The organism is Variovorax sp. P1_G12, assembly GCF_056405555.1.
Map to the genome: position 1 here is coordinate 403,267 of NZ_JBFUBW010000001.1, position 12,135 is coordinate 415,401.

The window sequence follows — 12,135 nt, forward strand, 5'->3', positions numbered from 1 at the left end:
GCGGTGCCCCGCAAGTCAAGTGGCGCGTCCACGAAGGTCCAGTGTCGTTCCGCGGCATGATCCCCATTCCACCCATCCACTCTTCCACCATCTCCATGCGCACCATCGGCCTCATCGGCGGCATGAGCTGGGAATCCAGCAGCGAGTACTACCGCCTCATCAACCAGCAGGTGCGCGAGCGCCTCGGGCCGCTGCGCTCGGCGCAGTTGCTGATGCACAGCGTCGACTTCGGGCCGATCGAGCGGGCCCAGCACGAGGGCCGCTGGGACGATGCCGGCGCCATCCTCGAAGACGCCGCGCGCCGGCTCCACGCCGGCGGGGCGGAGTGCATCGTGCTGTGCACCAACACCATGCACAAGCTGGCCGATCGCATCCAGGCCGCGACGCCGCTGCCCTTCATCCACATCGCCGATCCGGTCGGCGCCGCCGCCGCCCGCGACAGCCTGCGCCGCGTGGGCCTGCTCGGCACCGCCTTCACGATGGAGCAGGGCTTCATGAAGGATCGGCTGGCACAGCGGCACGGACTGGAGGTGCTGGTGCCCGAGCCGGACGAGCGCGCCGCGGTGCACCGGATCATCTACGACGAGCTGTGCGTCGGCATCGTCGACGACGCCTCGCGCGACACCTACCGCCGCGTGATCGCCTCGCTGCAGGCCCGCGGCGCCGAGGCCATCGTGCTCGGCTGTACCGAGATCTCGCTGCTGGTCAAGGATCAGGACAGCGCGCTGCCGCTGCTGGACAGCACCGCGCTGCACGCCGCTGCCGCGGTCGACTTCGCGCTGGCAGGGTAGGGCCGGGGGCCGGGGGCCGGGGGCCGCGGGGAGCCCTGCGTCACCGACGTCAGGGCCAGGCAGACGGCCGTGCCTGCACGCTCGCTAAGATCAACGCCGTGTGATGCAAGCGCGCGGAAGGCCATGCGATACGAACTCACCGATCTCCGCCTCTTCATGGCGATCGCCCAGGCAGGCAGCCTCTCGACCGGTGCTTCCGCCGTGCACATCACGGCGTCATCGGCCAGCTATCGGCTCAAGAATCTTGAACATGCGCTGGGCACGCCGCTGTTCGTGCGCAACGCGCGCGGCATGGGACTGACACCGGCCGGCGAAGCCATGCTGACGCATGTGCGCGAGTTGTTTGGAGGTGTCGAACGCATGCACGAAGACGTCGGCCGGTTCGCCGCCGGACTCAAGGGGCACGTGCGACTGGCGGCCAACAGCAGTTCATTGAATGGATTCATCACTCCCAGCCTGGGGCGCTTCCTGATGCTCAATCCGCACATCGACGCGGATGTGGAAGAGCGGCAGAGCGAGACCATCCCTGCGGCGGTGTTCGCGCGAGAGGTTGATGTGGGAATCTTCGCGGGGTCGACCGAGGTCGAAGGCATCGAAGTGCATCCCTACGCGCTGGACCGGCTCGTCATCGCCGCGCCGTCGAACCACCCTTTGGCTGGGCATGGCGAGATCAGGCTTGCCCAGGCGCTCGGCTTCAGCTTCGTCTGCATGAGCCGCAGCAGCAGCAACTTCATGTTCCTGCGGGACATGGCGCAGAAGGTGGCGCGTCCGCTGTCGGTGCGAATGCACGCCCACAATTTCGATTCGGTGCTGTCGCTGGTCGACGCCGGCGTGGGCATCGCCCTGGTGCCGCGCAGCGTGGTCGCCACGTCGCCGGAGGCACGAGCGATCGTCGCCATCCCCTTGTCCGAGCACTGGGCGCTGCGCGAGCTGAATCTGGCCGTTCGGCAGGATGCGCGCATGCCGGCGTTCGCACAGGCGTTCGTGCGGTTCCTGCTGGACGACCCGCGCGTCGCTGCCACGCGAGAAGCTGCCGGCTGAGCACCGAGCCTTCTCTTTCAATTCTTCGAAAGCTTCCTTCGGAACTTTCGGATGGTGCGTTCGAAAGCTCATTCCTAGACTCCTTCCTGGTGACTGCCCAGGGCAGCCCGCACCGGCCCGGCCGGTGACCTATAAGGAGACAAAAATGGGATGGATCCTCACTCGCCGCCTGGCGATGCTGGTGGCTGTTGCCGGCCTGGCTTGCAGCGCTTTTTCTTCCGCGGCGCAGACCGCGCCCTGGCCTCAAAAGCCCATCACGCTGGTCGTGGCGTTTCCCCCTGGAGGGATGACCGACATCGTGGGCCGGTTGCTCGCCAACGACCTGTCCCAGACGCTTGGGCAGCCGGTCATCGTCGAGAACAGGGCGGGTGCGGCAGGGCAGGTGGCGACGGAATATGTCGCCAAGCGGCCCAACGACGGCTACACCCTGCTGATCAGCGCCACCGGACACGTCATCGCGCCGGCAACGCGCAGCCAGGTGGGCTATGACCCGGTCAAGGACTTCGAGCCGATCGCCGTACTGGCCAGGGCGCCGAACCTCCTGGTGGTCAACCCGGCCGTCCCGGCACGCGATTTCCCCGAGTTTCTCAAATGGGCCAGGTCGCAGCCCAGCGTGCCCTATGCCTCCGCGGGCGTGGGAGGGTCCACGCATCTGGCCGGCGAACTCCTGCGCCATGAGGGCCGTGTGCCGTTGTCTCACGTGCCGTACAAGGGCGCGGCACCCGCAGTCAATGACACCGTGGCCGGGCAGGTGCCGGTGGCCATCCAGGATGCCATGAGCGTGTCGTCCTTCATCGCCAGCGGGCAGCTGCGCCCCATCGTCGTGACCAGCGCCGAGCGCAGCGAGGTGTTCCCGCAACTTCCCACGCTCATGGAGCTGGGCTACCGGGATTTCGACGTCTACACCTGGCTCGGCCTGTATGCGCCGGCCTGCACGCCTGAGCCCATCGTCGCCCAGCTCAATCGGGAGGTGAACAGGATCATCAACTCGCCGGAGATGACGCAACGGCTCAAGGCGCAGTACAGCGAACCCGGCGGGGTCCGCGGTGTGGCGCAGGTCCGCCGGTACGTTGAACTGGAAACCGCCAAGTGGCGCCGGCTCGTTCAGATGACGGGCGTGAAGGTGTCGGAATGACGCCGGGTGTGGACGAGGCGCCAGGGCCGCCCGGCGGTACGGCGCATGCGCAGGCCCGCTATTTCGAGCGGCTTGCCGAGGGCATCTTCCAGATTCCACGTTGCACGGGGTGCGGCCGGCCCCATTTCTATCCGCGCATTTGCTGTCCGCATTGCGGTTCACTGGCGCTGGAGTGGTTCCTGCCGTCAGGGCGGGGCGTGGTCTACGCGACGACCGTGGTGCGTCGCACCGAAGGTGACCACACCATATGCCTGGTGGACCTCGATGAGGGCCCGCGCCTGATGAGCCGCGTCGTTGAGTTGCCCGTGGAGCAGGTGTGCATCGGATTGCGCGTGCAGTCGCGCATCGACATCACACCTGAAGGCCCGCTTCTCGTGTTCGTGCCCGGGCAGGCGCCATGAGCGCCGGTCATCGCGCAACGACGGCGATCCTCGGCACCGGGCTGGCCGGCCTCGGCCATGCCGGCGGCCGCTCCGAGCAGGAGATCATCGCGCAGGCATCGTGCACCGCGGTGCAGCGCAGCGGCCTGGCGATGCGCGACATCGACGGCCTCATCACCTCCAGCCTCACCTCGCCGTGGTGGACCCTGCGCATGGCCGAGTACCTGGGCATTCGTCCCCGGTTCAGCGACAGCACCATGTTCGGCGGTTCGTCGTTCATCGCGGATCTCAAGATCGCCTCGCTCGCCATCGCGGCGGGCGAGTGCGAGCACGTGCTCGTCTGCTACGGGGCCACGCCGCGCAGCGCGCCGAGCAGTTCCCGCATCCATCGATTGCGCGCGGAGCTCGACCCCCAGCCCTACGAGCATCCCTATCTGCCCTTCAATCCGGTGTCGAGCTACGCGCTGGCCGCGTCGCGGCACTTTCACGAATTCGGAACGACGCGCCGTCAGTTGGCCGAGGTGGCGGTTGCCGCGCGGCAATGGGCACAGCTCAACCCGGAGGCCTTTTCGCGCGATCCGCTGTCTCTCGATGACGTGCTGGGCGCGAAGATGATCTCGGACCCACTGACCGTGCGCGACTGCTGCCTGGTGACAGACGGCGCCGGCGCGTTCGTGGTCACCGCCGCGCACCGCGCGCGCGACCTGCATGCCAAGCCGATCTACGTGCTGGGCAGCGGTCATGCGCATTGGCACCGGCAGATTTCCTGCATGGACGATCTCACGGTGACGCCGGCCGTCGACTCGGGACGCACCGCGTTCGCCGAGGCGGGCCTCGTCCCTGCCGACATCGACCTGGTCGAGTTGTACGACGCTTTCACCATCAACCCGATCCTGTTCCTGGAAGACCTGGGTTTCTGCCGCAAAGGCGAGGGCGGCGCATTCGTGGAAGGCGGGCGCATCGCCCCGGGCGGTGACTTCCCGATGAACACCAACGGCGGCGGCCTTTCCTGCACCCATCCGGGCATGTACAGCATCTTCCTCGTCATCGAGGCGGTGAGCCAACTTCGCGGAGATGCCGGCGCACGACAGGTGCGGGACGCGGAAGTGGCGCTCGTGCATGGCAATGGCGGGGTGCTGTCGAGCCAGGCCACCGCGATTCTGGCGAGTTCGACGTGACGCAAGGGCTGCGTCCAGCAACCTTCCATGGAGTGAAACAAGCATGCTCGATCAGGCCCTCGATGGCATCAAGGTATTGGATCTCTCGCGGATTCTGGCGGGGCCATGGTGCACACAGAACCTTGCCGACCTGGGCGCCGAAGTCATCAAGATCGAGCATCCCGCCCGATCACTGGAGTTCGCCATGTCGCACGATCTGTTCTCTTCCCTCGATTCCTTCGTTGCCGCTTTCTCTGCTGCCTCTTCGCTGCTCGTTCGCGATGTCGCGGACGAATACCGTCCGGCCGAGGCCGATGAGGTGCTGGCTGCGGCGCAGCGGGTGCTGGCAGGCCGGGTGCGTGGGACCGACGTACTGACGTCGCCGGCCGTGGTCAAGGACTTCCTTCGGGCACGGCTGGGGAGTCTGCCACATGAGATCTTCCCCGTGGTGCACCTGGATGCACAGCACCGGGTGCTCGACTACGTGGAGATGTTCCGGGGCACGGTGAGCCAGACATCGGTGTATCCGCGCGAGGTGGTCAAGGATGCGCTGTCGCTGAACAGTTCCGCACTCTTGCTCGTGCATTGCCACCCGAGCGGTTGTGCCGACCTTCGCGGGCCGACGAGTATCTGAAGCAGACGCTCAAGCAGGCGACCGCGCTGGTGGACGTGCGCGTGCTGGATCATCTGATCGTCGCGGGCGGCACGGTCCTGTCGATGGCAGAGAGGGGCTACTTTGACGCAGGAGCCTTCGGGCTCTTGCCTCTTTGCGTCGACGCGCCCTATGGACGCGGCACGTCGGCTTCCGCCGTGCCCTCGGCCTTGGGCAGCAGGCTCACCGACCAATGGCCGCCTTGCTCCAACTGAGGCGCCAGCAGGTCATAGGTCTTGACCATGTTCAACAGTCCCGAGTGGCCGTAGGTCTGGGGCGAGAAGGCCGGGTCGGTGCGCTTGAGGTACTGGCCCAGGACGCCCAGGCCGACCTTGCCCTCGGATGTGTCGCTGGCGAGCAGTGACACGGCCTCGACGAGGAAGCGTGGCCGGCGCTTGGGCGGCTCCTGCTTCGGCGGCTCGGCCTTGGCCGGCTCCGCTTTGGCGGTCGCCCTCGGTGCGGCCTCGGCAACTGCTTCTGCGGGTGGCTCGGGACGGGTCCATTCGAAGAACTGGTCGCTGGCATTGCACAGGGCGTCGGGCGACACGTTGTCGCAGTCGACCAGGACGGCCACGCGTGTCTCCGTTGTCGTTGGGGTGATGCTCATTCGATGTCTGTGTTGCGGGATGAACGGTCCCCTCACAGTAGCCGATTTCGGGGCATCTCCGGCCCGCGGGCCTGGGCGCGCGACCGGCTCGCGTCGGTGGCCGAGCAGGTACGGGCCGAGGGCTGGGCCTGGGTGGATGCCGCGCCGCGCACCACGTCCTCCGAGCTTTACCAGTTCCAGCGGGCGCGCAGCACGCGCCGTGCGCCCGACAAGGCCGAGGCCAGACGCATCGCCGCGCTGGAGGAACGGCAGGCGAAGCTGCAGGATCGGCTGGACGACGGGAACGAGGACATGACCGACGCGCAGGCCCAGGCGTTGCAGGAGGAGATCGACGAACTTGGCGATGCGCTGGAGACCATCGAAAGCAAGCCGGTCGAATACCCGAGCGCCGTGGTGGCGCTGGCCGGGGCCGTGGTGTCGCTCGATCACATGGGCGGCGTGGTCGTGCATCGCGGCCTGCTGCGCGAGGAAGAGGCCAAGGCGTTGCGGGAGCAGGCGCGGCCGGAGGAAGGCGGCGCGGGCCACGGTTCGGACGCCGACCACGGTGACCCGGCCCGGCCTGGTCTTTCGGAGAAGTTGGTGAAGCGCCTGAGCGCGCACCGCACGGCCTTGCACGCCGAGGTCGCTCGGCACCCGCACGTCGCGCTGGTGGCCCTGGTGCATCGCCTTGCGCTGCGCGTGATCATGGACAGCTATGGGTCGCATGGCTCGCCGATCGACATCAGCGCCGTGCCGCAGGCTGGGCTCGGGTTGCATGCGCCGGACATGGACGAGGCACCGGCCGCCGTGGGCATGCGCCGGGTTCGGCAGGCCTGGGCCGACCGCCTGCCCGAGGACCCGGAGGCGCTTTTTGCGGAACTGCTGGCCTTTCCGCAACAGGAACTGCTGTCGCTGCTGGCAGTGTGCGTGGCCTCCACGGTCAACGCGTTGGCTTGCCGTGAAGACCACCATCCCGCCGACGCGCTCGCGCGGGCGGTGAACCTCGACATGCACGACTGGTGGACGCCGACCGCGTGTGGCTATTTCGAGCATGTCTCGAAAGCCCGCACGCTTGAAGCGGTCCAGGCGTTCGCGCCGGCCGAGGTGAACCGACTGGGCAAGCTCAGGAAGGCCGACATCGTGACCGGGGCCGAACGGCTGGCGCGGGAACCGGATGGTTGCCTGCGATGTTCCGGCGACAGGACGCTGATGCCCAAGCACAGGCCATCGCGTCGGAGCCAGAAGCCATGGACGGCGCCGAGACAGCCGGCGACGCTGAGACCGAAGCTTGCGGGGTCGTGCAAGCCGTCGCATGAGCATGGAGCCCCGGCCTGCGGGACGGGGCTTGTCCGGCGAGGGGCGCGACGCGCGCGGCAGGTGTGCCGCGCGCGTCTTTGAATTCAGCGGCTGCGCCGCCGCCGCCCATGCAAGCGCGCACCGCGAAGGGCGGCGCGGATCCACGATCTGCGACAGGCCTCGCTGCGCTGGGATGTACTGTGCCTTGCCTTGCCTTGCCTTGCCTTGCCTTGCCTTGCCGTGTCCGACGCTGACGGGCAGGCCGGCGTGAACGACGCAGGCGCGCTCCGACAGGACCTGGTACGCGATGCCAATCGACTTCCACTTCGAACTCATCAGTCCCGCAAGCCGCCGCGGCGCGGAGGGGCGCTTTCGTTCGTTCGCGAGTGCGGCGCGACTGGCATTCAGTTGCGAGCCGGATTCTTGCCGGATGGTTGTCGCTGGCTCGGTGGTTGCCGGGCGCATGCGTCCTTTGCGAGTACAGGTCCACGCCCACGGCCCTTGTTTTTGCCGTGAATCCTGGCGCGGGCACGGCGCCGCTCCCCTTCGTTTCGCTTTGCCTCGGGCTTGACCGCCGCAACCGTGCGGTCCGACAAATTTCCCCTCTGCTGCGCAGATTCCTCGCGAGGCAAATTTCTCGGGCCTTCCGGTCCTTCGCTGCGCTGCGGCCTCCTGCGCTGCGCCAGGTGGTGCGGCGAGCCCGGACCCGCGCCATTCGGATCACGCCAAGGCCGCGATGGGCGCGGTCCTGGATCAACCTCGAAAGGACTTCATCATGAGCACCATTGGCAACTTCATCGCGTCGGGCAACGGGTACACCGGCACCGTTCGCACCCTGTCCCTGAACGTGAAGGTCAAGATCGCGGCCGCCGAAAAGGCGAGCGAAAACGCCCCGGACTATCGCGTCATCGCCGGCAACGGTCTGGAAATCGGCGCGGCGTGGAAGAAGATCAGCCAGGCGGACCGGCCCTATCTGTCGGTGACGCTGGACGATCCATCGTTCCCCGCGACCATCTATGCCCACCTGGTCGAGGCGGATGACGGTGCGCACAGTCTGATCTGGTCGCGCAGCAAGGGCGATTGAGCATCGCCCTCGGCGCCCCGCCTCGGCGGGGCGCTTTTTCTTTTCTGTCATGGCGTGCGTCGACGGTCTCGGCGTGACGCGTTGTGTCCGCACTCATCGCCTCGCTTTCCTCGCTTGCGAAAGGGGTGCGAAGGCGCCGCGCACATTCACGCATTGCGTCGAACTTCGATCCGGCGCCTGTACGGAGTCAGGGAGCCTCGCCGATGAGCCCAAACAGGATCGTGGTCTTGCGCATATCAGCAGTCTCGCTTCCAGGGCTGACCTTGCCGGGCATCTCCGGCGATGCCGGACCGCGCTCTCGGGCGCAGCATCAAGCCGCCCATGGCGTCTCGCCCCTCTCGAGCTTCCATCGCTGACGCCTTCGCGCCTGCGGTGCTGCGCGCTTCGCTTGCAAGTCTGGCATGCGCGGGTACAGAGCGGTGTTGCTGTTCCCTTCATCGTCGCACGCCGGTCTCGCCGTCAAGGTCGGCGCGTGCGGTGCACGCTGGCGTCCTGCGGCCGTCGTCGAACCCTGACGGCTGCGCTGCGCCGTGCCGCTTCCGATCCCGGGCAATTCCGCCCGGATTCCTTTCAAGGAGAAAGACCATGACGAAGCTGATCACCGACGAACAACATGCGCAGTTGCTGGCCAATGGCCGGCGATCTATCGAGGATGGCGAATCCGATCCGTATCCCGTGGTCAAGATGTTCACGCCCGACGCGGGAGCGACGTGGCTGCTGACCGAGATCGATCCGGAGGACCCGGACCGGGCCTTCGGCCTGTGCGACCTGGGATGGGGCTTTCCGGAGCTAGGCTGCGTGAGCCTGCAGGAACTCGCGGCCTTGCGGGGGCGCCTGGGCCTGCCGATCGAACGGGACCTCGGCTTCGCCGCCGACAAGCCCATCAGCGGGTGTGCGCGCGAAGCGCGCCTCTCGGGGCGCATCGTGGCTTAGCCCCCCTTTCAGCCGCCAGCCTCCGCGGCTGGTGTTCCTGTCCTTGCTGCGCAGGCCTCGCTTCATCGTTCACAACGGGTCCGTGGGGCGAGCGTTGCAGCTGGCCGTCCCGGTCTCAGGACGCGCCATGCGTGCGCCTACGCCAGGCTGCGCCCCAACCGGTGGGGTTGATCGAAACGGCGCGGGAGCATCCGGGAACGACCCCCAGGGGCGTGCTCTTCTTCATCTGGCATCCACGCCAGCCACTCTTTCCTGCCCAACATGAACCATCAACGCGTGAGTGAAACCTTCTTCGAGGAAACCTATGCAATGCCGCACGATCAGACGGCGCGGTCCTTGTTTGCCAGGCTGCCTCATCGGTGCGGCTACGCGCAGACGATGATCGAATGCCTGGCAACCGGATACCTGGTGGCCGTGATCGAATCCATGTGCATTCGAGAAATGCAGGGACACGTCGATCCGATCGAGGAAGTGGTCGTGGGGCGCACCGTCCGGATCGAGCACCGAGCCCCCATTCCGCCCGCCACGCGACTGCGCGTGGGTGGTTGGACCGAGGGCATCGGGGAGCGCAGCGCGACGTTCCGTATCCGCGCGCATGACGATCACGAGCTCGTGCTGGACGGGACCGTCACACTGGTTGCGGCGCTGCGCGCAAGTATCGAGCCGCGAATTGCCAGGAAGTTGGACGCCATCGCGCTACGTCGCAGCGATTCACGCTCGTAGGCGCAGATCGCTCCTTTCGTTTGCGGTGGACGAATGACTTCTTCATGCCTCCCGTGCTCCCGGGGGCATCGATTGGCCGCCCCGGGTAGAGGCAGCAAGGGGCGTTGCAGTTCCCTTCAGAGGGCCTCGCCGTTCTCTCAGTCAAGGCGTGCGCGCACGCATGCGCGTGCGGTCTGGCGGCCGACCGTCGAGCCTTCACCCCTGCGCTGCGGCGTGTCGCGACCGATCTCGGGCAATCCCACTCATCCAAGATCGGAGTGCAACGCGTCAGCGTGGCGAGGCCGACTTCGGGCGCAGCGTGCGCCGGAGCGGCAATCGGCGGCGTCGCAGGCCAGGCCATGCCGGCCCCGCCTCGGCCGCCGGCCTCGGGGCAACGCCGTTGTTCGCTTCGAGAGCTCGCTAGACTTGTTGGATGTCCTCGATCGGTTACGTCATTCGACAAGCGTCCCCCTCTGACGCGCGAGCGGTGGCCGCCTTGGTCGGCTGTCTGCTGGCGGAGGTCGCCGGCGAGGCGGAAGATCCCGGCGCGCCTTTCGACCTGGGCGACACGACGGCGAGGCTGGCCCAGCTTCTCGAGCAGGAGCAGTACTTCGTGTTCGTCGCGCGGGCTGACGACGATTCCATCGCCGGGTTCGTCGCACCCTGCGAGGGCTGCACCCTGTCGGCCGGCGGCGCCTTCGGGCTGATCCCCGAGCTGTACGTCGTGCCGGAGGCTCGGTCGCGACGTGTGGGCGAGAAGCTCGTTGCAAGGGCGAAGAAATTTGCGACCACCAGGGGGTGGCAATGGCTGGAGGTCACCGCACCATCCTTGCCGGTGGGCGGGTTCGCGCTCGACTTCTATCGGCGCGAAGGCTTCTTGCTGCGCGAGGATCACCGCCTCTTCGCAAGGCTCTGAGGCCTGATCGGCGGCGGTTCATGCGCCGCGCACGCGCACAGTTGCGATGYCCGCTGGGACGGGCGAGCCAATCCTCGCACATGAACCTTCACCGAGACCATGCTGAGCGAAGCAACCGCATGCTCCGGACCTTGCGTCCGTGATCGCCGGCCGTCGGGAATCGAGCCTGGAACTTCAGCCTTGAAGCCCATGGTGCGCAAGCAGGAATCTCTAACTGGATACCTAACATGGATAAAAAGGCATCGACCACTTCAACCGGTGCGCGCAGCGCGGCAACGTCCGCGCTTCCGTGGAACCCGCCGGCCACGTTGACGCCGGCAATGACGCGCGTCGATACAGGGCCTGCCCCGCGCAGGGTTCAGCCTCGTGCCCTGGCGGCCCGTGATCGACCAGCGTCTTGGACAAGAGATGTCCGCAGTGGTGCGCGGGATGTCCGTGTCCTGGAAGTTCGGGCGACAGCGCGGCCTCTCCCTCTAGATTTCGCCGGACCCGCGACCGCCCCCCTTGGACTTGGAAGGCAGGCGGTGCGGAAGTGGCACACGCGGCGCTCTCAGCCGGGTGCCAGCGATCCGATGAGGGATGGCATGTGCGGGATGGGTGCCAGCAGCAACTGCCTGAGCGACTCGAGATCGTCCATGTTCAGTGCGCCTTGCGGGGCCGCCACGTAATAGGCCCAGGAGGTGTTCAGGCGATGGGCGAACGGTCGGATCAGCCGACCGTCCTTCAGATCCCTTTCAACGAGCTGGTCCACCGCCAGCGCGAAGCCCTGTCCTGCCGCGGCGGCCTCCAGCGCCACGGTGGCCTGGTTGAAGAAGGGACCCCGGGGCGATCGCCCCGGGGCGACGCCCGCCTTCGCCATCCATGCCTCCCAGAAATCGTGCAGCGACGTGTGCAGAAGCGTCTGCGACAACAGAATCCCCGGATCACTGGGCCGCCCGAGGCATTCGAAGAGCGCAGGACTGCAGACGGGAAACAGCTCCTCGTCGAACAGCTTCAGGCTGCACGCGCAGCGGCTGTCCGGTCGATGCTCGATCACCAGATCGATGTCCGCCCGCGAAATATCGGCCTCTGCGATGTCGGCGCAGACACGCAATTCGGCATTTTCGTGCGCGGCGCGCAAGACGTTCAGCCGCGGGCCCAGCCAGCGAGTGGCCAGACTGGGCGGCGCCCAGATGGTGATGGTCCGCTTGCCCGTGACCTCTTCGGTCGCTCGCGAGAGCTGGAGCAACGCAGAGCGGATCGATTCGGCGTAGGTACGCCCCACGACCGTGAGCGCCAAGGTGCCGGGAAGCCGGATGAACAGCTTGACACCGAGATGGGATTCCAGCGATCGGACGTGCTGTCCGACAGCGCCGGCGGTCACGCAAAGCTCATCGGCCGCCGTTCGATAGTTCAGATGCCTGGCGGTCGCCTCGAACGCGCGAACGGCATTCAGTGGGGGAAGCCTGATGCGAGTGGCCAT

Annotated in this window: 12 protein-coding genes and 2 pseudogenes; 12 read left to right on the top strand and 2 right to left on the bottom strand. The window is 67.0% G+C overall.

Annotated elements, in window-relative coordinates; all coding sequences use genetic code 11:
- The first annotated feature begins 95 nt into the window (after positions 1–95).
- The 6 genes and pseudogenes from AC1D2O_RS01975 (at position 96) to AC1D2O_RS02000 (ending at position 5,371) form a co-directional block, all read left to right on the top strand.
- Entirely contained in the window at positions 96–791 is a 696-nt protein-coding gene (locus tag AC1D2O_RS01975; RefSeq protein ID WP_478087649.1) for an aspartate/glutamate racemase family protein, read from the top strand.
- 123 nt (positions 792–914) lie between these two features.
- A complete protein-coding gene (locus tag AC1D2O_RS01980; protein WP_478087650.1) occupies positions 915–1,832 on the top strand; it encodes a LysR family transcriptional regulator in 918 nt (305 codons plus the stop codon).
- A 145-nt stretch (positions 1,833–1,977) separates the two neighbouring features.
- On the top strand, positions 1,978–2,967 hold the full coding sequence (locus AC1D2O_RS01985; protein WP_478089712.1) for a Bug family tripartite tricarboxylate transporter substrate binding protein: 990 nt from the start codon (positions 1,978–1,980) through the stop codon (positions 2,965–2,967).
- Positions 2,964–3,368, top strand: a complete 405-nt coding sequence (locus tag AC1D2O_RS01990; RefSeq protein ID WP_478089710.1) for a Zn-ribbon domain-containing OB-fold protein — start codon at positions 2,964–2,966, stop codon at positions 3,366–3,368. The genes AC1D2O_RS01985 and AC1D2O_RS01990 overlap by 4 nt, the downstream gene beginning before the upstream one ends.
- Complete coding sequence (locus tag AC1D2O_RS01995) at positions 3,365–4,525, top strand: thiolase (RefSeq protein WP_478089709.1); 1,161 nt, start codon at positions 3,365–3,367, stop codon at positions 4,523–4,525. Before AC1D2O_RS01990 ends, AC1D2O_RS01995 begins: the two co-directional genes overlap by 4 nt.
- 43 nt (positions 4,526–4,568) lie before the next feature.
- Positions 4,569–5,371 (top strand): annotated as a pseudogene (locus AC1D2O_RS02000) (JAB domain-containing protein).
- On the opposite strand, the gene AC1D2O_RS02005 reads toward AC1D2O_RS02000, so the two are convergent.
- Positions 5,287–5,763: an OST-HTH/LOTUS domain-containing protein gene (locus tag AC1D2O_RS02005; protein ID WP_478089708.1), complete on the bottom strand. Its 477-nt coding sequence runs from the start codon at positions 5,761–5,763 to the stop codon at positions 5,287–5,289. The pseudogene AC1D2O_RS02000 and the gene AC1D2O_RS02005 overlap by 85 nt on opposite strands.
- Before the next feature lie 96 nt (positions 5,764–5,859).
- Here AC1D2O_RS02005 and AC1D2O_RS02010 point away from each other — a divergent pair, with 96 nt between their 5' ends.
- The 6 genes and pseudogenes from AC1D2O_RS02010 to AC1D2O_RS02035 form a co-directional block, all read left to right on the top strand.
- Positions 5,860–7,140 carry an ABC transporter C-terminal domain-containing protein gene (locus AC1D2O_RS02010; protein WP_478089707.1) on the top strand — a complete coding sequence of 427 codons (1,281 nt, stop codon included), beginning with the start codon at positions 5,860–5,862 and terminating at the stop codon, positions 7,138–7,140.
- A 673-nt stretch (positions 7,141–7,813) separates the two neighbouring features.
- Positions 7,814–8,122 (top strand): DUF736 domain-containing protein, encoded by a 309-nt coding sequence (locus AC1D2O_RS02015; protein ID WP_478089706.1) that lies wholly within the window; start codon positions 7,814–7,816, stop codon positions 8,120–8,122.
- 585 nt (positions 8,123–8,707) lie between these two features.
- Positions 8,708–9,055: a DUF2958 domain-containing protein gene (locus AC1D2O_RS02020; protein ID WP_478089705.1), complete on the top strand. Its 348-nt coding sequence runs from the start codon at positions 8,708–8,710 to the stop codon at positions 9,053–9,055.
- Positions 9,056–9,316: 261 nt separating this feature from the next.
- Entirely contained in the window at positions 9,317–9,778 is a 462-nt protein-coding gene (locus tag AC1D2O_RS02025; RefSeq protein WP_478089704.1) for a thioesterase family protein, read from the top strand.
- A 412-nt stretch (positions 9,779–10,190) separates the two neighbouring features.
- Positions 10,191–10,673: an N-acetyltransferase family protein gene (locus tag AC1D2O_RS02030; RefSeq protein WP_478156061.1), complete on the top strand. Its 483-nt coding sequence runs from the start codon at positions 10,191–10,193 to the stop codon at positions 10,671–10,673.
- Positions 10,674–11,030: 357 nt separating this feature from the next.
- A pseudogene (locus AC1D2O_RS02035) lies at positions 11,031–11,150 on the top strand (DUF3363 domain-containing protein); the annotation flags it as partial.
- Positions 11,151–11,223: 73 nt separating this feature from the next.
- Here the strand turns inward: AC1D2O_RS02035 and AC1D2O_RS02040 are convergent.
- Positions 11,224–12,135, bottom strand: a complete 912-nt coding sequence (locus AC1D2O_RS02040; RefSeq protein ID WP_478089702.1) for a LysR substrate-binding domain-containing protein — start codon at positions 12,133–12,135, stop codon at positions 11,224–11,226.